The sequence below is a fragment of the Pseudomonadales bacterium genome (assembly GCA_024234215.1).
GTDB lineage: Bacteria > Pseudomonadota > Gammaproteobacteria > Pseudomonadales > UBA5862 > JACKOQ01.
This window is the reverse complement of the sequence record JACKOQ010000003.1, coordinates 205,514-226,941: the sequence shown is the minus strand read 5'-3', so window position 1 is coordinate 226,941 and position 21,428 is coordinate 205,514. Positions and strand designations below refer to the sequence as shown.

At 65.3% G+C, this 21,428-nt stretch carries 20 protein-coding genes; 11 read left to right on the top strand and 9 right to left on the bottom strand.

What is annotated here, in order from left to right; genetic code table 11:
- Positions 1–8 precede the first annotated feature (8 nt).
- Genes H7A13_07760 through H7A13_07750 form a run of 3 tightly spaced genes read left to right on the top strand, consistent with a single transcriptional unit; the run spans position 9 to position 2,720 of the window.
- A complete protein-coding gene (locus H7A13_07760) occupies positions 9–1,106 on the top strand; it encodes an electron transfer flavoprotein subunit alpha/FixB family protein (protein ID MCP5333238.1) in 1,098 nt (365 codons plus the stop codon).
- A 31-nt stretch (positions 1,107–1,137) separates the two neighbouring features.
- A complete protein-coding gene (locus H7A13_07755) occupies positions 1,138–2,436 on the top strand; it encodes an FAD-dependent monooxygenase (protein MCP5333237.1) in 1,299 nt (432 codons plus the stop codon).
- Complete coding sequence (locus H7A13_07750) at positions 2,433–2,720, top strand: ferredoxin family protein (GenBank protein ID MCP5333236.1); 288 nt, start codon at positions 2,433–2,435, stop codon at positions 2,718–2,720. Before H7A13_07755 ends, H7A13_07750 begins: the two co-directional genes overlap by 4 nt.
- A 69-nt stretch (positions 2,721–2,789) precedes the next feature.
- Here the strand turns inward: H7A13_07750 and modD are convergent, their stop codons facing one another.
- The 9 genes from modD to H7A13_07705 all read right to left on the bottom strand — a co-directional run bounded on the left by modD (position 2,790) and on the right by H7A13_07705 (position 9,299).
- Positions 2,790–3,668: a ModD protein gene (modD, locus tag H7A13_07745; protein ID MCP5333235.1), complete on the bottom strand. Its 879-nt coding sequence runs from the start codon at positions 3,666–3,668 to the stop codon at positions 2,790–2,792.
- A complete protein-coding gene (locus tag H7A13_07740) occupies positions 3,665–4,099 on the bottom strand; it encodes a nitrogen fixation protein NifQ (protein MCP5333234.1) in 435 nt (144 codons plus the stop codon). Before H7A13_07740 ends, modD begins: the two co-directional genes overlap by 4 nt.
- A gap of 170 nt (positions 4,100–4,269) precedes the next feature.
- A complete protein-coding gene (gene fdxB / locus H7A13_07735; GenBank protein ID MCP5333233.1) occupies positions 4,270–4,590 on the bottom strand; it encodes a ferredoxin III, nif-specific in 321 nt (106 codons plus the stop codon).
- Between the two features lie 4 nt (positions 4,591–4,594).
- A complete protein-coding gene (locus tag H7A13_07730) occupies positions 4,595–4,792 on the bottom strand; it encodes a hypothetical protein (protein MCP5333232.1) in 198 nt (65 codons plus the stop codon).
- A gap of 42 nt (positions 4,793–4,834) precedes the next feature.
- Positions 4,835–5,308, bottom strand: coding sequence for a NifX-associated nitrogen fixation protein (locus H7A13_07725; protein ID MCP5333231.1), 474 nt, complete (start codon positions 5,306–5,308; stop codon positions 4,835–4,837).
- Entirely contained in the window at positions 5,301–5,711 is a 411-nt protein-coding gene (gene nifX, locus H7A13_07720; protein MCP5333230.1) for a nitrogen fixation protein NifX, read from the bottom strand. Before nifX ends, H7A13_07725 begins: the two co-directional genes overlap by 8 nt.
- A 40-nt stretch (positions 5,712–5,751) precedes the next feature.
- Positions 5,752–7,113, bottom strand: a complete 1,362-nt coding sequence (gene nifN, locus H7A13_07715; GenBank protein MCP5333229.1) for a nitrogenase iron-molybdenum cofactor biosynthesis protein NifN — start codon at positions 7,111–7,113, stop codon at positions 5,752–5,754.
- Complete coding sequence (nifE, locus tag H7A13_07710; protein ID MCP5333228.1) at positions 7,113–8,561, bottom strand: nitrogenase iron-molybdenum cofactor biosynthesis protein NifE; 1,449 nt, start codon at positions 8,559–8,561, stop codon at positions 7,113–7,115. Before nifE ends, nifN begins: the two co-directional genes overlap by 1 nt.
- A gap of 309 nt (positions 8,562–8,870) precedes the next feature.
- A complete protein-coding gene (locus H7A13_07705) occupies positions 8,871–9,299 on the bottom strand; it encodes a group II truncated hemoglobin (GenBank protein MCP5333227.1) in 429 nt (142 codons plus the stop codon).
- A 236-nt stretch (positions 9,300–9,535) separates the two neighbouring features.
- Between H7A13_07705 and H7A13_07700 the strand changes: the two genes are divergently transcribed.
- From H7A13_07700 to H7A13_07665, 8 genes are all read left to right on the top strand, one after another.
- On the top strand, positions 9,536–11,116 hold the full coding sequence (locus H7A13_07700; GenBank protein MCP5333226.1) for an SAM-dependent DNA methyltransferase: 1,581 nt from the start codon (positions 9,536–9,538) through the stop codon (positions 11,114–11,116).
- Between the two features lie 82 nt (positions 11,117–11,198).
- Entirely contained in the window at positions 11,199–12,353 is a 1,155-nt protein-coding gene (locus H7A13_07695) for a Fic family protein (GenBank protein MCP5333225.1), read from the top strand.
- Positions 12,354–12,446: 93 nt separating this feature from the next.
- Entirely contained in the window at positions 12,447–13,673 is a 1,227-nt protein-coding gene (locus H7A13_07690) for a restriction endonuclease subunit S (GenBank protein MCP5333224.1), read from the top strand.
- On the top strand, positions 13,670–15,214 hold the full coding sequence (locus H7A13_07685; protein MCP5333223.1) for an RNA-directed DNA polymerase: 1,545 nt from the start codon (positions 13,670–13,672) through the stop codon (positions 15,212–15,214). The genes H7A13_07690 and H7A13_07685 overlap by 4 nt, the downstream gene beginning before the upstream one ends.
- Before the next feature lie 143 nt (positions 15,215–15,357).
- Positions 15,358–16,545, top strand: a complete 1,188-nt coding sequence (locus H7A13_07680; protein ID MCP5333222.1) for an ATP-binding protein — start codon at positions 15,358–15,360, stop codon at positions 16,543–16,545.
- Positions 16,546–16,612: 67 nt separating this feature from the next.
- Positions 16,613–17,623 (top strand): virulence protein RhuM/Fic/DOC family protein, encoded by a 1,011-nt coding sequence (locus H7A13_07675; GenBank protein ID MCP5333221.1) that lies wholly within the window; start codon positions 16,613–16,615, stop codon positions 17,621–17,623.
- Positions 17,620–20,769 (top strand): type I restriction endonuclease subunit R, encoded by a 3,150-nt coding sequence (locus H7A13_07670; GenBank protein ID MCP5333220.1) that lies wholly within the window; start codon positions 17,620–17,622, stop codon positions 20,767–20,769. Before H7A13_07675 ends, H7A13_07670 begins: the two co-directional genes overlap by 4 nt.
- A 335-nt stretch (positions 20,770–21,104) precedes the next feature.
- Positions 21,105–21,332, top strand: coding sequence for a zinc ribbon domain-containing protein (locus tag H7A13_07665; protein MCP5333219.1), 228 nt, complete (start codon positions 21,105–21,107; stop codon positions 21,330–21,332).
- Positions 21,333–21,428 lie beyond the last annotated feature (96 nt).

Below are 21,428 nucleotides of genomic sequence, written 5' to 3'. Positions count from 1 at the left end.
ATCAGACCATGAGTCAAGCCACTCCAGCCGCTGCCGAGAGCCGAAAGGCAGGTCGTGGAAAATTTGAACTGGATGAACGCCTTGCCGCCTACAAGGGGGTGTGGGTCTTCATCGAGCATGAGCGCGGGGCTGTCCACCCGGTCTCCTTCGAACTGCTCGGCGAGGGGCGCAAGCTGGCGGATCAGTTGGGGGTCGATCTGGCCGGCGTGGTGCTGGGCGCCCCCGGCGAGGCGGTGCGTGGCTTCTGTGCCGAGGCGATCCAGCATGGCGCGGACTTCTGCTATCTGGTGGAGGATCCGGTGCTGGCCGATTACCGCAACCAGCCCTACACCAAGGCGCTGACCGATCTGGTCAACCACTACCAGCCGGAGATCCTGCTGCTGGGTGCCAGCACGCTGGGGCGCGATCTGGCAGGCAGTGTCGCCACCACGCTGCGCACCGGATTGACCGCCGACTGCACCGGTCTTGCCATCGACGCGGAAAAACGCAGTCTGGCGGCGACCCGTCCGACCTTTGGCGGCAGTCTGCTCTGCACCATCGTCACCCTCAACTACCGGCCGCAGATGGCCACGGTGCGTCCGCGGGTGATGCGCATGCCCGAGCGCGACAGCAGCCGCAGCGGGCCGGTCGTCGAACATCCGCTGAGCCTGATCGAGAGTGACATCGTCACCAAGGTGCTGGAGTTCATCGCCGACGACAGCAGCGAGCAGTCGACCCTGCCGTTTGCCGACATCATCGTCTCCGGCGGGCGCGGTCTGAAGCGGCCGGAAAATTTCGAGCTGATCTGGGATCTGGCGCGGGTGCTGGGGGCCGAAGTCGGTGCCACCCGGCCGGTGGTGCAGGCCGGGTGGGTCAGCGCCGACCGGCAGGTCGGGCAGTCCGGCAAGACCGTGCGGCCCAAGCTCTATATCGCTGCCGGCATCTCCGGTGCGGTGCAGCACCGGGTCGGCATGGAGGGCGCCGATGCGATCATCGCGATCAACCAGGATCCCAACGCGCCGATCTTCGACTTCGCCACCTATGGAATCGTCGGCAACGCCATGCAGATTCTGCCGGCGCTGACCGAAGCCTTTCGCCAGGCGCTGACCAGCCGCATGGCCGGTTAGCGTTCACAGAACCCAGTGCAGGAGAGTGCCCATGAACGAGAAGTTCGATGCGATCGTGGTCGGTGCCGGTCCTTCCGGCAATGCCGCCGCCTACACCCTGGCCAAGGCCGGACTCAAGGTGCTGCAACTGGAGCGTGGCGAATACCCGGGTTCGAAGAATGTCCAGGGCGCCATCCTCTATGCCGATGCGCTGGAGAGAATCATCCCCGATTTTCGCGATGAGGCACCGCTGGAGCGGCACATCATCGAGCAGCGTGGCTGGATTCTCGATGATGCCGCCTATGTCGGCACCAGCTACCGCTCCAACGACTTCAACACGCCGCCCTACAACCGCTACACCATCATCCGCGCCCAGTTCGACAAGTGGTTTTCGAAGAAGGTGCAGGAGGCCGGCGCGCTGGTGATCTGCGAGACCACGGTGACCGAGCTGCACATGGATGGCCAGCAGGTGGTGGGGGTCAAGACCGACCGCCTGGGTGGATCGATCTATGCCGACATCGTGATTCTGGCCGATGGGGTCAACTCCCTGCTCGCCAAGCGCGCCGGCTTTCATCCCGAAATCAAGCCGCAGGATGTGGCGCTGGCCGTCAAGGAGATCCACTTTCTGCCCGAGGAGACCATCCAGAGCCGCTTCAACCTCAGTGGCGACGAGGGGGTGGTGATCGAGATGGTGGGCAAGATCACCCAGGGCATGGTTGGCACCGGTTTTCTCTACACCAACAAGGAGTCGATCAGCATCGGGGTCGGCTGTCTGCTCAGTGATTTCAAGCGGCAGAAAATCTCGCCCTACACCATGCTGGAGGAGATGAAGGCGCATCCCGGCATCAAGCCGCTGCTCGAAGGCAGCGAGATGAAGGAGTACACCGCCCATCTGATCCCCGAGGGGGGCTACAACGCCATGCCGAAGCTCTATGGCGACGGCTGGATGATTGCCGGTGATTCCGGCATGTTCGTCAACGGCGTGCACCGCGAAGGCTCGAACCTGGCCATGACCACCGGGCAGCTCGCGGCACAGACGGTGATCGAGCTCAAGAGCGAGAACAAGCCGCTGAACCAGAAGAACCTGGCCCGCTACCGGCAGAAGCTCGACGCCAGCTTCGTGATGAAAGATCTGAAGAAATACAGGCGGCTGCCGCATGTCGTCGAGAAAAACCAGCAGTTCTTCACCACCTATCCGGAGCTGATCAACCGTGCCGCCCATACGCTGATTGCCGTCGATGGCATCGACAAGCGGACCAAGGAGCGGGCCATTCGGCGCAACTTCGTCATGAAACGCTCCCGGCTCGGGCTGGTGAGTGATGCATTCAAATTGTGGAGGGCCTTCGAATGAGCCGTGTTGAAGAGAAACTGTTCCAGAACCGCTACCGCGTCGACAGCGGACGGCCCCACATCAACATCCTCGATGCATCGGTCTGCGCCAGCCAGTGTGAAGAGAAACCCTGCACCCACTGCTGTCCGGCCAGTTGCTACACGCTGGAGGGCGATGGCCGGGTCACCCTGATCACCGATGGCTGCCTGGAGTGTGGCACCTGCCGCATCATCTGCACCGAATTCCACAACGTGGAGTGGAACTATCCGCGCGGTGGCTACGGCATTCTGTTCAAGTTCGGCTGAGGCGTGGTCTCGACGCAGCGGCGATGTCGCTCTGCGTCGAGCTGTCGTTGCGCCGACGTCGGGGGACGTTCAGCCGGGTGAGGATCGGTCAATCGGGGTGAAGCACACCTGCACCTCGGCCGGTGCCGCGAAGTAGGGCGCCGAGCTCACCAGAATGTCGGCGCCGGCGCGGGCGTAGGCCGCAGCGTTGGCCAGGGTCACGCCGCCAGCCGCGGCGACCAGGCAGGGCAGGGCCAGATGGTTCAGGGTCCGCAGCAGTTCGGCCAGCCGTTCCGGCGAGAAGCGTTCGAGCTGGAGGATTTCGACCCCGGCCCGCGCCAGCGCCACCGCCTCGTCACTGTCGCCGGTCTCGGCGATCAGCTTTTTCTCCGGATGGCGCTGCCTGAGCCGATGCACGGTCTCGGCCAGCGCTGCTGGCGCGATGAACTGGCGATGTTCAGGAAAAAGCAGCAGCGTCTCGCCCAGACCCAGGCGGTGCATCTGGGCGCCACCGGCCTGCACGGCCAGCGCGGCAATGGCGCGTGTTCCAGGAAAATTCTTGCGGGTGCAGACCACCACCGGCGTCTTGCCGATGCCCGCCACCGCGCGGACCATCTGCGCGGTGGCGGTCGCGATGCCGGCGGCATGTTCGATCAGGGTCTGGGCACTCTTCCAGACCCGGTGCAGCGCATCGGCCCGGCCCTCGGCCGCCAACAGCAGCGTGCCGCGTTCAACCCGGCTGCCGCGTTCGATCAGCGTGGCAACCTGGCAGCCATTGCGGCTGAACAGCCGTGCCGCCTCTTCGACACCGCAGACCACCATCGCATCGCGGGCGCTCAGGTCGATGCGTGCCGGCCGCGCGCCGATGCCGAGTGCCGCGGTGGTCAGGTCGCCATGGCCGACATCCTCGCCGAGAATGCGGTCGAGCTCGCCATCATCGAGCGCGCAGGGTGGATGGGTGAAGGTCACGCCGACTCTGCTTCGGCCGAAAAACAGAGCGGGTAGTCGATGCACTCGGCGCAGCTCGGCGCCTTGCAGATGTGGAGTTCGGCCCTCTCGCACAGCTGCTTGTAGAAGAACTTTTTCCAGCGCATGTTGTTGCCGTTGCGGGCATGCAGGGTGGTGAAGTGCTCCTGCAGCAGTTGCGACAGCGCCCGCCGCTCCGGCAGCCCGAGATCCTGCCACAGGTGGTCACTGCCTAGGCAACCCACCGCCATGGCATGGGCCAGCCAGCGGCTGTCGTTGCTGTCGTTGCTGCGGTGTTCATAGAGCAGGTCGCGCACATCCTCCACCTCATCGAACCGGCAGCGCAGCTGCGCCGGCAGCTCGCCGTCGAACCGCGGCAGCAGGGCCGATGCGCGTGGAAAGTGGCTGTCGAACAGCGGTTGCAACTGTGACATCGGCAGGGCCAGGGTGCCGAAGCGGGCCAGCACGCCGGCATAGACCAGCGTCAGTGGCGCCACTGGCCGGGTCGCGGCGGCCAGCAGCTCAGCCGATGGCGGTGCAGGCGTGATGTGGGCGATGGAGGTCATGGCGGGGCTCCGTGACGATCGGGCGCGTGCCGATGCAGTCAGAGTGACAGCGGGGCATGGCTGTGGCACTGCTTGGGACAGATGCGTGAGCAGGCTTCGCAGCCGACGCAGTTCTCCTGATGCGCGATGGTCATCACCTTGCGTTCGTATTCGACATCGTCGTCATCGTCTTCGTCGGCCGCCGTCATTTTGACCACGATCCGTTCGCCCTCTTCGGTCAGGCCGACCAGCTCGAACACATCGCGGCCACAGACCCGATAGCAGCGTCCGCAACCGATGCAGCGCGTTTCATCCAAGGTCTGCACGAAGCGCGGCGTCCAGGCGTGGCCATTGGGCAGCGTGACGCTGAAGTCACTCATCGGTTCAGCCTCCGATCCGTTCCAGTTCGCTGCGGGCCTCGGCCAGGGCACGGTAGGCTTCGTGTGCCTCGGCGGCGATCAGCGGAATCTTCTCCCAACCGATCGGCAACTCTTCCGACAGGTCATGCAGATTCATCTTCAGGCTGGTGGCCTTGGCATTGAGCTTCTTGATTCTGGCCTTGAGCTGCTCCGGATCACTCATCGCGTCACCTTGAGTCATCAATGAAAGGGCTGAAGAAGAGGCTCAACCATAATTGGCCACCGCCGGATACTGGCCGATCATGCCGATGCCGGCGGCGACCAGCTTCTCGCCTTCGGCGGCGAGCTTTTCCAGACTCTCGAAGCCAAAGCGGTGCAGATCGCGCAACTGCTTGTTGACGACGATCAGCCGGCCGGCGGTGAGCACCATGCGGCCGAAACCCTCGTGGTGCAGCTTCATGATCGGCGACACCATCACGCCGGTGGCGCGCTCGATCGCGAGCCCGACGGCGTTGTAGAACAGCTCGACCCGCCACAGGGTTTCCGGGTCGGGATCACCGATGATCGGCAGCTGACGGCGTTGCTCCTTGGTCAGCAGGTAGGGGGCGAGCAGATCGGCATCGCTTTTGCCCTCCCAGGCGCCATGGGCATCCTGTGCCCGCCACTGCTTGACCAGTTCGATGATGAAGGGGGAGTGCATCGGCGTCGTCGCCGTTGCGGTTGGTTGGGATTCAGTCATGCTGCACCTCGTCGTCGAAATCGAATTGACGGCTTTCGCCCTTGAACATCACCTTGCGCAACCAGGGTGGCGGGGTGCCGGCCAGCACATCACGCAGTTTTTCCAGCAGCTCGGCGATCGGCTCCGGCTGCGCCACCTTGATCGGGTGGATGTTGTGGGCCACCACCCGCGCCGCCCCGGAGCCGCCGATCGCCGCCACATACAGGATCGCGCAGTCCTTGATCGCCTCGATCTTGGGTGCCAGCTTGTCCTCGTTGCCGTCTTCCTGCAGGTCGCCGTCGAACTGGATCGCCTCGACGAACTGGTGGCTGGTGGGGCTCACCTCGTAGATGGCGATGTTCTTGGCCCAGCCGAAGTGGGCGTCGACCCGCTGCAGGTCCTGGGTGCAAAACGCGATTTTCATGACGCCTCCTTCGGCGCTGGCACGCTGGTGATTCGGGTTTCTAGGCAACCGCAGCCGCCGCACCGGCTTCGGGCGCATCGCTCGTTCTCCAGTCATCGGGATGCGGTTCGTGACCGTGCGCGATCAGCGCGTTGGCCACCTCGAAGATGAAATCCCGGCTGCCGCGGTAGCCGAGCGCCAGGCGATGCGCGGCGCCGAGGCGGTCGAAGATCGGCAGCCCCATGCGCAGAAATGGAATGTCGAGCCGCTGCGCCATCTGCCGGCCGTGGGCGTGGGTGATCAGCAGGTCGCAGCCGGCGGCGCCGGCTTCGAGATCCTCGAGATCGCCGATCAGCACTTCCTCGGTCGGCAGGTGTTCCAGCACGGGCGAGTCGGTGGTGGTGACGGCGGCGGCGAGCTCGCAGCCGAGCTCGGCCAGGAACTGCCCCACGCCCTGCAGCAGGTCGGGCTCGGCGCCGATCGCGACCTTGCAGCCGCCGGTGTAGAAGTGGCCGTCGAGCATCGCGTCCACCAGCTGGCTGCGCTGGCGGCGGTACTTGGTGGGCACCGGCCGGCCGCTGTGGTCGGCCAAAAAGGCCATGAGCCGATCGGTGGCGCCGAGGCCCAGCAGCCGGTCGAAGAGCTGCACCGGCGCATCGATGTGCTGGCCGAGCCATTCGGCGGCCGTGCGCATCTGCTCGCCGACGGCGAGCACCAGACCCGCCGAACCGAGCGCGGCGATCGCCTCGCGCCGGGTGCCGCCGATGGTGGTCGGGCTGAAATCCTCCGGCACGTGGCCGTCGAGCGAACCGGACAGGTCCGGCACGAACACCGGATCGAGCCCGAAGCTCTCCAGAATCTCGCGCAGCTCCTCGATGTCGGCGACGGTCAGATGACAGCCCGGCAGCACCGCGACCCTGGCCGGCTCGCGCGGCGCGGCGGGTTTCTCCACCAGCACCTGCAGGATGCGCAGCACGGTCGCCGCCCAGCCGTCCTGGAAGGCGCCCTTGAAGTCGGGCGTCGAGACGTAGATCAGCGCGGTGTCTTCCAGCTCCGGGTGGCGCTGGCGGGTGAGCTTGAGGTAGCCCTCCACGTCGTCGCCCTTGGTCTCGGTGAGGCCGGTCGAGCACATGCCGACGATGGCCGGGCGCGATTTGCTGTAGATGTTCATCACCGCCTGCTCGACGTTGTCGAAGCCGCCGAGCACGGTGGCGACCTCGCTCATGGCGGTGGTCTGCAGCGGGATCGACTCCTTGAAGTGGCGCACGAACAGCACCATGCCGAACGCCGTGCAGCCCTGCGAGCCGTGCAGGATCGGCATGGTGTCGGCCAGCCCCATGAAGGCCAGCGCGCCGCCGATCGGCTGGCTCATCTTGAGCGGATTGACCGCGCAGGCCTTCTTGGAATGGCGCACCGTGGCCATCAGGCCGCCTCCACCTGCGCGGTGGATGCCGCATCGGCCGCGACGGGCGAATCGAGCGTCAGCGTGGTGCTTTCCCAGGGAGCAAGTTGCCGCACTTGGCCCCAGATGGGATTGGTCAGCGCCAGGTGCAGTTGCCGCACCATCTCCACCATGCCCACGTAGCCCGCGTAGGCGTGGTGCTTTTCCTGGTTCACGTCCATCCAGGGCATCTTGGCTTTCAGCGCCACGAACTGGGAGCGGCCGCCCGAAAGCATGATGTCGGCCTGCGCGTCCTTCAGGATCCTGAACATCTCGCGCGGGGAGAGCTCGTCGAACATGTGCGCCTCCTCGCCCATGATCTCCTTGATGCGCTGCTTGTCCTCGGCGGTGGATTTCTTGGTCGAGGTGCCGACCACCTCCATGCCAATTTCCTGCAGCGCCGCCACCACCGACCAGGACTTGACCCCGCCGGTGACCAGCAGCACCCGCTTGCCGGCCAGCGACGCCCTGTAGGGCGCGATGGCCGCCCAGGCGCGCGCCTCCTCGCGGGCGATCAGCGCCTCGGTGCGGGTCATCAACTCGGCATCGGCGCCGCGCTCGATCAGCAGGCGCGCGATCTCGCGCAGCGACTCGCTCATGTCGCCGATGCCGTAGAACGAGCCCTCGAAGAACGGGATGCCGTAGCGCTCCTCCATCTTGCGCGTCACGTTGATCATGGCCTTGGAGCAGACCATCATCGCCGCCCGCGCCCGGTGCGACTGCGCCACTTCGCTGTATTTGGCATCGCCCGAGATGCAGGCCAGGATGCGGATGCCGAGCTCGTCCAGCAGCGGCCTCACCTGCCACAGCTCGCCGGACAGGTTGTACTCGCCGATGATGTTGATGTCGTAGGGCGTCGTGACCTCGGGTTCCTCGGTACCGATCACGTGCTCCAGCAGCGCCTCGCCGGCCAGCTTGTTGCCGAGGTTCTTGCTGCCGACGAAGCCCGGCGCGTTGATCGGAATCACCGGCCGGCCGAACTTCTCGCGCGCCGCCTTGCACACCGCGTCGATGTCATCGCCGGTCAGCGCCGGGATGCAGGTCTGGTAGACGAACACCGCCGGCGGGTCGTACTTGTCGATCACCTCGCGGATCGCCTTGTAGAGCCGCTTCTCGCCGCCGAACACCACGTCGGTCTCGTTGATGTCGGTGGTGAAGCCGGTGCGGTAGAGCAGCGAGCCCGACGACTTGGCGCCGCGGTTGTCCCAGGAATTGCCCTCGCAGGCGATCGGCCCGTGCACCAGGTGGGCGACATCGGTGATCGGCTGCAGCGCGATCTTGGCGCCGTCGAAGGCGCAGCCGCCGGCCGCCGCGCCCGGCTGCAGCTGCTTGGTGCAGCCCTTCTTGCGCTCCTTGTCCGACTTGCCCTGGTTCTTGCCACAACCGGGCTCGTTGAAGACGTTCTGGACGGTGCTGGACAGGGTGCTCATGCGCGGCCTCCCGGGGTAGGCAGGGCCGGATGCGATGCACCGGCCGTGCGGGTCTGTCAGCGATTCAGCAGGAAGCGGGCCAACGCCAGGACGTTGGCGTTTTATACCGATTTATCAAAAGGATCGGTCGTGTTGGAGTTTCCAGAACGGGTCTGCAGCACGACAATTGGCGGGTTTGCGACAAAGGCGCTGTGGGCTTTGTCGCACAGTGCGGATCAACCGATGATGGCGGATCGGCCACAGAGAGCCGGTGTCGAAGCGGGGACTTCTGCAATTCCGCGCGCAGTGCAGCCCCTTCATGTCCGCGGATCAGGGCCGCTGCATCCCCGCATCGTGGGGGTTGCCTTCCTGGTTGCGCATCCAGTCGGCCAAGTGGGCGAACAGGCGGTAAATCTCCTCGCACGCCTCGCGATCGGCCACGGTTTCATCGAGTGCGCCACGCATGCACAGCAGCCAGGCGTCGCGCTCATCGTTGCCGATGGGAAAGCCCAGGTGGCGCTGGCGCAGCCGCGGATGGCCGCGCTCGGCCGAATAGCGCTTCGGCCCGCCCATCCACTCGCCCAGATAGCGCCGCAGCACCTCCTTCACCGGCGCGAGATCGGCCGCATGCATGGCGCGGATCGTCCGCGCCTCGGGCAGTGTGTCCATGCGCACGTAAAAAGATTCCACCAGCCGCTCGATGGTCGGCGCGCCGCCGATGCGCTCGTACATCGACACCGCCGTTCCGGCATTCGTCATGGCTCATCCTCCGTTCAGTCTCTGTTCACTTCCGGCACCGGGACGCTCCGCATCCATGCCGGGCAGCCGGATCACCGCCACCGCGCCATCGGCGTGCCTGTCCCATGCAGGCGGCACGAAGCATGCCACATGCCGGCAGCGTGCGCTGGAGCGTGCATGGCCTTGACCTTTCCGAACTGGAGTCAAAACGGGACAATGAAGGCCCGCGACACTGATCTTTCGAGAACACGCACGCCATGGCACGAGGCCCCAGGAAGACCAACCCCGCCGCCCTGCTCGGCTACGAAGCCCAGCTCTGGCAGATGGCCGATGCGCTGCGCGGCAGCATGGACGCCGCCGAGTACAAGCACGTGGTGCTCGGGCTCATCTTTCTCAAGTACATCTCCGACGCCTTCGAGGAGCAGCACGCCCGGCTGGTCGCCGAGCAGGCGCAGGGCGCCGACCCGGAAGACCCGGACGAGTACCGCGCGGCGAGCATCTTCTGGGTGCCGGTCGAGGCGCGCTGGGCGCACCTGAAGGCGCTGGCCCGGCAGCCCGGCATCGGCCAGATCGTGGACGACGCCATGGCCGGCATCGAGCGCGACAACCCGGCCTTGAAGGGCGTGCTGCCCAAGGACTACGCCCGCCCCGCACTCGACAAGCAGCGCCTCGGCCAGCTCATCGACCTGATCAGCAACATCCGGGTCGGCGACGAGGCCAGCCGCGCCAAGGACGTGCTCGGCCGCGTCTACGAATACTTCCTGTCGCAGTTCGCGAGCGCCGAAGGCAAGAAGGGCGGCGAGTTCTACACGCCGCGCTGCGTGGTAAAGCTGCTGGTCGAGATGCTCGAACCGTACCGTGGCAGGGTGTACGACCCCTGCTGCGGCTCGTCCGGCATGTTCGTGCAGTCGGTGGAGTTCATCCGCGCGCACGCCAACGGCAATGGCAACGGGGGCAAGGCCCGCGCCGACATCTCCATCTACGGCCAGGAGAGCAACTACACCACCTGGCGCCTGGCGCGCATGAACCTCGCCATCCGCGGCATCGACTCGGGCCAGATCGCCCACGGCGACACCTTCCACCAAGACCGCCACCCGGACCTCAAGGCCGACTACATCCTCGCCAACCCGCCGTTCAACATCTCCGACTGGGGCGGCGAGCGCCTGCGCGACGACAAGCGCTGGCAGTACGGTGTGCCGCCGGCCGGCAACGCCAACTTCGCCTGGGTGCAGCACATCGTCCACCACCTCGCGCCCGCCGGCGTGGCCGGCTTCGTGCTGGCGAACGGCTCGATGTCGAGCAACCAATCGGGCGAAGGCGAGATCCGCAAGAATCTGATCGAGGCCGACCTGGTGGACTGCATGGTCGCCCTGCCCGGCCAACTCTTCTACTCGACGCAGATACCCGCGTGCCTGTGGTTCCTGGCGCGCGACCGCAGGAACGGCAGGTTCCGCGACCGCCGCGGCCACATCTTGTTCATCGACGCGCGCAAGCTGGGCCGCATGGTGGACCGCACCCACCGCGAACTCACCGACGAGGACGTCGCGCGCATCGCCGACACCTACCACGCCTGGCGCGGCGAGCCGGAGGCCGGCGAGTACGCCGACGTGCCCGGCTTCTGCAGGAGCGCGGAGCTTGCGGAAGTACGCAAGCACGGCCACGTGCTCACGCCCGGCCGTTACGTCGGCGCCGAGGCGCAGGCGGACGACGGTGAGCCGTTCGAGGAAAAGATGAAGCGCCTCACGGCGACGCTGCGCGAGCAGCAGGCCGAGGCGTTGAGGCTCGATGCTGCCATTGCCGCCAATCTGCAGGAGTTGGGGTTTGGAGCGCTGCGTTGACGATGCGTTCTTCCCGCTCCCATAATAAACACAGAGTTTAACAAAGAGCGCGTAAGTCACCGTGAACAACGCAAGTGAAAACATGGCTGCTCGCGCCGGGCGGTACATCCGCCAGCCCACGGGCTACCGCGCCTTCATCCCGGCGCCGCTGCCGCCCGACCCGCCGCTCGACCTCACAGGGACTTTGCGCGACAAACTCTCCGCTGCCGACTACGCCTTGGGCCGCCTCGATGGCGCGGTGCTCACACTGCCCAACCCAGACCTCTTCGTGTTCATGTACGTGCGCAAGGAGGCCGTGCTCTCCAGCCAGATCGAGGGCACCCAGTCTTCGTTGCAAAACCTGCTGGCAGCGGAGGCGCAACTGTTCGATCCAGACACGCCCAAGGACGTCGCCGAGGTCGCCAATTACGTGCGGGCGATGAACCACGGCCTGGCGCGACTGGCTGACCTGCCCGTCTCCGTGCGCCTGATCCGCGAAATCCATGCCGAGCTGATGCGTGGCGTGCGCGGCGGACGCCTCACGCCCGGCGATCTGCGCACCAGCCAGAACTGGATCGGCCCCGCCGGCTGCACGCCGGCTACCGCCACCTTCGTGCCGCCGCCGCCCCATGAGGTGCCGCAGACGCTGGCAGATTTGGAGCGCTTCCTGCACGACGGTGGGCTGCCGCCGCTGGTGCAGGTGGGCTTGGCCCACGTCCAGTTCGAGACCATCCACCCCTTTCTCGACGGCAATGGCCGCGTCGGCCGCTTGCTGATCGCCTTCCTGCTCACCGAAAAACGGTTGCTCACGAAACCCGTGCTCTTTCTCTCCCACTACTTCAAGCAACACCGCAGCGAATACTACGAACGGCTGCAAGCCGTGCGCGACAGCGGGGACTGGGAGGGCTGGCTCGCCTTCTTTCTCGAAGGGGTCATCGAAGTCAGCCGGCAGGCCACCCACACCGCCGCCGCCATCCTGCGCATGCGCGAGGACTACCGCGCCCGCATCACCGAACACCTCGGGCGCGCCGCCGCCAACGGCCAGCGGGTGATGGATCGCCTCTTCGACCATCCCATCGTCTCTGTCGCCGTCGTGCGCGATTGGCTCGGCCTCACGCCAGCCGGCGCCAACCAGATCGTGAACCGGCTCGAAGGCATCGGTCTCTTGCGCGAAATCACCGGCTACGCGCGCAACCGGCGGTTTCGGTTCGAGCCCTATCTGCGGTTGTTCGAGGAGACGGGGGAGGAGACAGCATGAGCGAGGCGGCAGGCGCGGTAACGCTGCGCGAGCAGCAGGCCGAGGCTTTGCGACTCGATGCCGCGATGGCCGCCAATTTGCAGGAGCTTGGGTATGGCGGGTGAGTGGAGAGCTTCGACGTGGGGCGACGAGATCTCCTTGGAGTACGGGAAGGCGCTTCGCGGCCATGACCAGACCGAGGGTCGGTATCGCGTTTTCGGATCCAACGGCGCAATCGGTTGGACTTCAGAGCCACTTGCTGCTGGTCCCGGTGTGATCCTCGGGCGAAAGGGAGCCTATCGCGGGGTCGAGTACTCGCGCGAACCTTTCTTCGTCATCGACACCGCCTACTACGTCGTGCCGAAGACCGAGCTCGACATGCGGTGGCTCTACTACGCAATCAAGCATTACAAACTCGGCGAAGTGGACGACGGTTCACCGATTCCCTCGACCACTCGCGCCGCCGTCTACATGCTCGATGTCGATGTGCCGCCGCCGGCAGAACAACGCGCCATCGCCCACATCCTCGGCACGCTGGACGACAAGATCGAGCTGAACCGGCGGATGAGCGCGACGCTGGAGGCGATGGCGCGGGCGCTGTTCAAGTCGTGGTTCGTGGACTTCGACCCCGTCCGCGCCAAGATGGAAGGCCGCGACCCCGGCCTGCCCCAAGCCCTCGCCGACCTCTTTCCCGCCCGCCTCGTCGACTCCGAACTCGGCGAGATTCCGGAGGGGTGGGACGTTGCGTCGCTGCCTGAGGTCGCCGACGTCAACCCGACGCGCGCACTCCGAAAGGGTGTCTCGGCGCCTTATCTCGACATGGCGAATATGCCGACGAATGGACACTCGGCCGACGAAGTGATCGACCGTAAGTTCGGATCAGGGATGCGTTTCATCAACGGCGACACGCTTGTTGCGCGGATCACACCCTGCCTTGAGAACGGGAAGACAGCGTTCGTCGACTTCCTCGAAGATGGCCAGGTGGGCTGGGGATCGACCGAGTACATCGTCTTGCACCCGAAGGCACCACTGCCGGAGGAATACGCTTACTGCCTCGCCCGCAGCGCGGAGTTCCGAGAGTTCGCGATCCAGAGCATGACGGGCACCAGCGGCCGCCAGCGGGTGCCGGCGGAATCACTCACGCACTTCCGCGTGGCAGTGCCGCCGAGACCGATAGCTGAGGCATTCGGCCGTGCCGTCAAGCCAAGATTCGCACGGGCCAGCGCAGCCGTCCGCGAGTCCCGCACGCTTGCCGCCCTGCGTGACGCGCTGCTACCCAAGCTCATCTCCGGCGAGCTGCGGGCGCAAGACCCCAAACGCTTCGTGGTCCAGGGCGCATGAAGGCACACGCCAATCCGCCTGGGGATTCCAGCAGGCAATCCATTCGCGATCTAGGGCACGAGGAAGCACGTAAATTTCTGCTAAAGCCAGAAAGCTATTGCTCCCTCGATCTACCTCCGTATATCGCTTTTGGGGAGTTGATCAGCGATGTTCATCGGGTGCTTGAGGGACACAAACTATCGGATCAGAGGCTTTCCAGCCCGCGAGATTATGATGACGTCAATTACACCATTCTTCATAACAAGGACGGCAAATACTCATGGCGTCCATTCCAGCTGATTCATCCCGCCTTATACGTGTCGCTGGTTAACGCAATTACCGAGGAATGTAATTGGAAATTGATTCTCGATCGTTTCAATCAGTTCTCGGCCGATACCAGGATTCGGTGCCTGAGCTTCCCCATAGTGTCGTCCTCCAAGGAAAAGGATCGCGCGGAACAGGTTTCGCACTGGTGGCACGAGGTCGAGCAACGATCCGTAGAACTGTCACTTGACTACGACTACTTGATTGAAACCGATATCACGGACTGTTATGGCGCAATATACACTCACTCAATTGCATGGGCGCTGCATACGAAGCTTGAGGCGAAAAAAAGGGAAAATAGAAATAATCCTCGATTAATCGGAAATGTGATTGATTGGCACATCCAGGACATGAGACACGGCCAGACCAATGGAATTCCACAGGGATCGGTTCTGATGGATTTGATTGCTGAGATGGTGCTCGGCCTGGCGGACCTTGAGTTGTCCGAGCGCCTTGATAGCAAGGGATTTTCGGATTTCCAGATATTGCGCTACCGAGATGACTATCGTGTTTTCGTCAACAGCCCACAGGTCGGTGATGCGATCGTGAAATTGATCACCGAAACGACGACGGGGCTAGGATTAAAGCTTAGCGCAACAAAAACCAAGTCCAGCAATGGCATTGTGCGTTCCTCGATCAAGAGCGACAAGCGGGCATGGATGGCGAGAAAGCAGTCTGACAAAAGTCTCCAGAAGCATCTTCTGGTTATTCATGATCATGCTTCCAACTTCCCCAACGCGGGAAGTCTTGTAATTGCACTGAATGCTTATCACAAGCGGATTTCCAGAATTTCATCAATCATAGAAAATCCCATGCCTCTGATCGCTATAGTGGCCGATATTGCGTACTGCAACCCAAGGACATACGCCATATGCACAGCGATTATCAGCAAGCTGTTTAGCTTTGTTGAAAGCGACAATGACAGGCTTTCCATTGCTGATCGTATTAGAAAAAAATTCGATCAAATACCCAATACAGGACACATGCAAATCTGGCTACAGAGGATGACATTGCCGATTGATAAAAGCATTGACTACGCAGAAACGATCTGCAAAGTCGTGGCTGGTACTGCCGATCGACTTTGGAACAATGACTGGATTTCGTCCGCAGAGTTAAAGGCGGCCATAGACGCAACCAAGATCGTGGACATTTCAATGCGTGATGGACTTTCTCCCGTTATCCCGTTGAGCGAAGTGGAGCTGTTTCTCTCCAAGGTTACGGAGGGATACTACTCATGAACACGCTTGGCGCAGTCCCCGGTGGCGAGGTGTTGGTCTACGAAGCGGCCGACGACTCGGCTGGGATGGATGTGCGGTGGGCAGCGAACCTGGACATACCCGGCATCATGAGTAATATTGCACGAAATATTGAGTAATTTGTAATGACCTATCAGCGCCCGCAAGCCGCCGTCCTCGCTCGCCGCCTCGCGGAGCCGCGCCGCTTCGTCCAGGTGGTCGCCGGGCCGCGTCAGGTGGGCAAGACCACGCTGGTGCAGCAGGTGGTCGAGCAGGTGCGGCTGCCGGTGCAATTCGCCAGTGCCGACGAGCCGACGTTGCGCGGGGCGGAGTGGATCGCGCAGCAGTGGGAAGCGGCGCGGCTGATGGCGGATGCGGACGGCGCCGTGCTGGTGCTCGACGAGGTGCAGAAGATCGGCGGCTGGTCTGAGGCCGTGAAGCGGCTGTGGGACGAGGACACCCGCAAGCGGCGGCCGCTCAAGGTGGTGGTGCTGGGTTCGGCGCCGCTGCTGATCCAGCGCGGTCTGTCCGAGAGCCTCGCGGGGCGCTTCGAGGTGCTGTACCTGCCGCACTGGTCGGCGGCGGAGATGCGCACGGCGTTCGGCTGGACGGTGGAGCAGAGCATCTTCTACGGCGGTTATCCGGGCGCGGCGGCGCTGGCGGAGGATCATGGGCGCTGGGTGCGTTACGTGCGTGACGCGCTGATCGAGACCACGCTCGCGCGCGACGTATTGCTGCTCAGCCGCGTGGACAAGCCGGCGCTGCTGCGCCGCCTGTTCGAACTCGGCTGCCGCTACTCCGGGCAGATTCTTTCCTACACCAAGATGGTCGGCCAGCTTCAGGACGCGGGTAATACGACGACGCTCGCGCATTACCTCGATCTGCTGGCGGGCGCGGGCATGCTGGCCGGGCTGCCCAAGTTCGCGGGCGCGGCGGTGCGCATGCGCGCGTCGAGCCCGAAGTTGCAGGTGCTCGACACCGCGCTGCTGTCGGCGCTGGCCGGTTACACCTTCGACGAAGCGCGCGCCGACCGCGAGTATTGGGGGCGGCTGGTGGAGTCCGCCGTCGGCGCGCATCTGGCCAACGCCGCGGCGGCCGGCGGGTGTGAGTTGTTTTACTGGCGCGAGCGCAACCGAGAGGTGGATTTCGTGGTGCGCGCCGGGCGAAGGCTGACCGCCATCGAGGTGAAAAGCGGCCGTGCCGCGGAAGCCCTGCCGGGCATGGCGGCGTTCGCCGCCGCCTTCAAACCGCAGCGCAAGCTGCTGGTCGGCGGCGACGGCATACCCGTGGACGAGTTTCTGGTTCGCGACGTGGCGCATTGGGTGGGGCCGTGAGCACGTTCATCGGGTCCACTGCTCGGAACCGCAGCGACGGGCGGCTTGCGCGACGAGGAATTCCTGGATGAGTACCCCGGACGCCACCCCCGGCGGCGAAGTGCTGGTCTACGAGGCGGCCGACGGCTCGGCGCGGGTGGATGTGCGGCTGGAGCGGGAGACGGTCTGGCTGACGCAGCGGCAGATGGCCGAACTGTTCGAGACCACGCCCGAGAACGTGCTGATGCACCTGAAAAACATCTTTGCGGAAGGCGAATTGGACGAGCCAGCAACTGCTAAGGATTTCTTAGTAGTTCAAACCGAGGGTAAGCGGCAGGTCCGCCGCAGCCTCAAGCACTACAACCTCGACGCCATCATCTCGGTCGGCTACCGCGTCAACTCCAGACGCGGTGTGCGCTTTCGCCAGTGGGCGACCGGCGTGCTGCGCGAGCACCTGACGCAAGGGTTTTCGCTGGACCGGGAGCGCTTCGCGCGCAACGCCGCGGAGCTGGAAACCGCGCTGCAACGGGTGAAAAAGGCTGCCGCGGGCGAGGCACTCACCACGGACCAGGGGCGCGGGCTGGTGGAGGTGATCGCCCGCTACACGCAGACCTTCCTGTGGCTGCAACGCTATGACGAAGGCTTGCTGACCACCCCGCCCGGCAGCCCGGGCGGGGAGTTGCCGACGCCGGAGGAAGCTCGCGCCGCCATCGCGCGGCTGAAAGCCGATCTGATGGCCCGCGGCGAGGCATCCGAGCTGTTCGGGCGCGAGCGCGGGGACGCCTTCGCCGCCCTCCTGGGCAATCTGGAACAGACGGTGTTCGGCGAGCCCGCCTATCCGACCGTCGAGACCAAGGCCGCGCACCTGCTCTATTTCGTCATCAAGAACCACCCGTTTTCGGATGGCAACAAGCGCATGGGCGCGTTCCTGTTCGTGGATTTTCTCGCCCGCAACGGCCGCCTGCTGCGCGGCGGCGAGCCGGTCATCAACGACGTGGGGCTGGCGGCGCTGGCGCTGCTGGTGGCTGAATCGGACGCCCAGAACAAGGACGTGATGATCCGCCTGATCGAAAACATGCTGGCGGCACCGGGCAGATGAGTGCCTTCACCGAATCCGTCGTCGAGCAGGCCGCGCTGGCGTGGCTGGAAGCGGCTGGCTGGCAAGTCCGCAACGGCGCCGAGATCGCCCCCGGCGAACCCGCGGCCGAGCGCGACGACTACGGGCAGGTGGTGCTGGCCCGGCGCCTGCGCGATGCGCTGGCGCGGCTGAACCCGGCGCTGCCGGCTGAGGCGCTGGACGATGCGTTCCGCAAGCTGACGCGGCCGGGTTTGGAAAATGGGGGCGCAGACCTGATCGTGCGCAACCGCGCGCTGCACCGCCTGCTGGTGGACGGCGTGACGGTGGAATACCGCGACGCGGACGGCAGCATCCGCGGCGCGCAGGCGCAGGTGATCGACTTCGACGACCCGGCGGGCAACGACTGGCTGGCGGTGAACCAGTTCAGCGTGGTCGAGCAAAAACACAGCCGCCGGCCGGACGTGGTGCTGTTCGTCAACGGTCTGCCGGTGGCGGTGCTGGAATTGAAGAACGCCGCGGCCGAGAACGCCACGATCTGGAGCGCCTTCCAGCAGCTCCAGACCTACCAGGCCGAGGTGCCGGCGCTGTTCGCGCCGAATGCGCTGCTGGCGGTGTCCGACGGTGTCGAGGCGCGCGTGGGTACGCTCGGCGCCGGGCGCGAGTGGTTCAAGCCCTGGCGGACCATTGCGGGCGAGACGCTGGCCGGCGCGCATGTGCCGGAGTTGCAAGTCGTCATCGAGGGTCTGTGCGCGCCGCGGCGCTTTCTGGACCTGCTGCGCGACTTCATCGTGTTCGAGGACGACGGCGGCCGCATCGTGAAGAAGATGGCCGGCTACCACCAGTTCCACGCGGTGCAGGTGGCGGTGACCGAGACGTTGCGCGCTGCGGAGCTGCACCGCACGGCCGGTGGCGTGGCCGACCCCGAGGGTCGCTACGAGGCCGGCCGCAAGCCGGGCGGCCAGCCGGGCGACCGGCGCGTGGGCGTGGTGTGGCACACGCAGGGCTCGGGCAAGAGCCTGACGATGGCCTTCTACGCCGGCCGCATCATCCGCGAGAGGGCGTTAGAGAACCCGACGCTGGTGGTGCTCACCGACCGCAACGACCTCGACGACCAGCTGTTCGCCACCTTCGCCCGCTGCCGCGATCTGCTGCGCCAGCCGCCGGTGCAGGCGGAAAGCCGCGCGCACCTGCGCGAGCTGCTGGCGGTGGAAGCGGGCGGCGTGGTGTTCACCACCATCCACAAGTTCTTTCCGGAAGAGAAAGGCGACCGGCACCCGACGCTTTCGGAGCGCCGCAACATCGTGGTGATCGCCGACGAGGCGCACCGCAGCCAGTACGACTTCATCGACGGCTACGCGCGCCACATGCGCGACGCGCTGCCGCACGCCTCGTTCATCGGCTTTACCGGCACCCCGATCGAGCTCGCGGACGCCAACACGCGCGCGGTGTTCGGCGACTACATCAGCGTCTACGACATCCAGCGCGCGGTGCAGGACGGTGCCACGGTGCCCATCTACTATGAGAGCCGGCTGGCAAAGCTGGCGCTCCTTGATTCCGAGCGGCCGAACATCGACCCCGGTTTCGAGGAGGCCACCGAGGGCGAGGAGGTCGAGCGCAAGGAGAAGCTCAAGACCAAGTGGGCGCAGCTCGAAGCGGTGGTCGGTGCCGACAAGCGCCTCGCGCTGGTGGCCCGCGACATCGTCGAGCACTTCGAGCAGCGGCTGGAGGCGCTGGACGGCAAGGCGATGATCGTCTGCATGAGCCGGCGCATCTGCGTGGCGCTGTACCGTGAGATCGTGAAGCTGCGGCCAGAGTGGGACTGCGCCGATGACGAACACGGCGCGCTCAAGGTGGTGATGACGGGCTCGGCGTCGGACCCGGCCGACTGGCAGCCGCACATCCGCAACAAGCCGCGGCGCGAGGCGCTGGCCAGCCGCTTCCGCGATCCGAACGATCCGTTCAAGCTGGTGATCGTGCGCGACATGTGGCTCACCGGCTTCGACGCGCCGAGCCTCTCCACCATGTACATCGACAAGCCGATGCACGGCCATGGGCTGATGCAGGCGATCGCCCGCGTGAACCGCGTGTTCAAGGACAAACCCGGCGGGCTGGTGGTGGACTACCTGGGCCTGGCGCAGGAGCTGAAGGCCGCGCTGGCGACGTACACCGAGAGCGGCGGCACCGGGCGCACGGCGCTGGACCAGGACGAGGCCGTGGCCGTGATGCTGGAGAAGTACGAGGTCTGCGCCGGTCTTTTTCACGGTTTTGACCGGGCAAAGTGGACCACCGGCACGCCGGCAGAGCGGCTCGGCCTGCTGCCGGCCGCGCAGGAACACATCCTTATCCAGGAGCGCGGCAAGGAGCGCTGCCTGGGCGCGGTGCGCGAGCTGTCGCAGGCCTTCGCGCTGGCGGTGCCGCACGAGGCGGCGCTCGGCATCCGCGACGACGTGGCGTTCTTCCAGGCGGTGCAGGCCGTGCTCGCCAAGCGCGCGCCCGGCGACGCCCGGCCCGAGGAGGAGATCGAGCACGCGGTGCGGAACATCATCTCGCGCGCCGTGGCGCCCGAGGGGGTGATCGACATCTTCGCCGCGGCGGGGCTCGCCCGGCCCGACATCTCGATCCTGTCCGACGATTTTCTCGCCGAGGTGCGCGGCATGCCGCAGCGCAATCTCGCGGTCGAACTGCTGCAAAAGCTGCTCAGGGGCGAACTGGCCACGCGCCGGCGCAGGAACCTGGTGCAGGCGCGCTCGTTTGCCGAGATGCTGGAGCAGACGATCCGCCGCTACCAGAACCGCGCGATCGAGGCGGCGCAGGTGATCGAGGAGCTGATCGCGCTGGCCCGGGACATGCGCGAAGCCCAGGCCCGCGGCGAGGCACTGAAGCTGTCGGACGACGAACTCGCCTTCTACGACGCGCTCGAGGTGAACGACAGCGCCGTGCAGGTGCTCGGCGACGAGACGCTGCGCGACATCGCCCGCGAGCTGGTCGCCACCGTGCGCCGCAGCGTGACCATCGACTGGACCCTGCGCGAGAACGTGCGCGCGCAACTGCGCGTCATCGTCAAACGCATCCTGCGCAAGTACGGCTACCCGCCGGACAAGCAGGAGCGGGCCACGCAGACGGTGTTGGAACAGGCCGAACTGCTGTCATCGCAGTGGGCCGCCTGAGCCGACCCCGAGAACACCCGCCCAGGATCAGGATGCGCTGGCTCGATGCCGTCGCGCGCGCCTTTCCATATCACCGGACGCGGCGCCGGCATTGTGCGGCGTGCCACTGCTCCGCCCGCAACTCCGGCAAGCGGGACATGCCTCCGACCAGGAAGGGATTGATCCCTACTGTGCGCCCAACTCACGCGATCACCCCTGTCCGGAAGCGGACAAACACGACATCCGCCGCTGATTCGACAACCGTCAGCCCATGCAAATCAATCGATTGGGAGCAGGTATCGTTCTTGCACTGCACCAGAAGCCGGCGCCGTGCCGGCGTTGCGAGTGGCGATGCCATGCCCATCTTCGACTTCCGCTGCGAGAGCTGTGGCCAGACCTTTGAATTGCTGGTGCGCAGTGACCCGCCGCTGTGCCCGCACTGTGGCGGGCAGCACCTTGTAAAAATGCTGTCCGCGCCAGCCGCACCGGGCAAATCCAGGGAGATCATTGCCAGCGCCCGTCGCCAGGCGGCGCGCGAGGGGCATTTCAGCCATTACTCCAGTTCAGAGAAACCGCGCGGCTAGTCTGCTTTAACGGCCGGCACCGATCTCGTCCGCTTTCGCGCCGAGGCGCGGGTTTTGCTGCGCCGCCTCTCAACGGTGGCATCGGCGCTCGTTGGC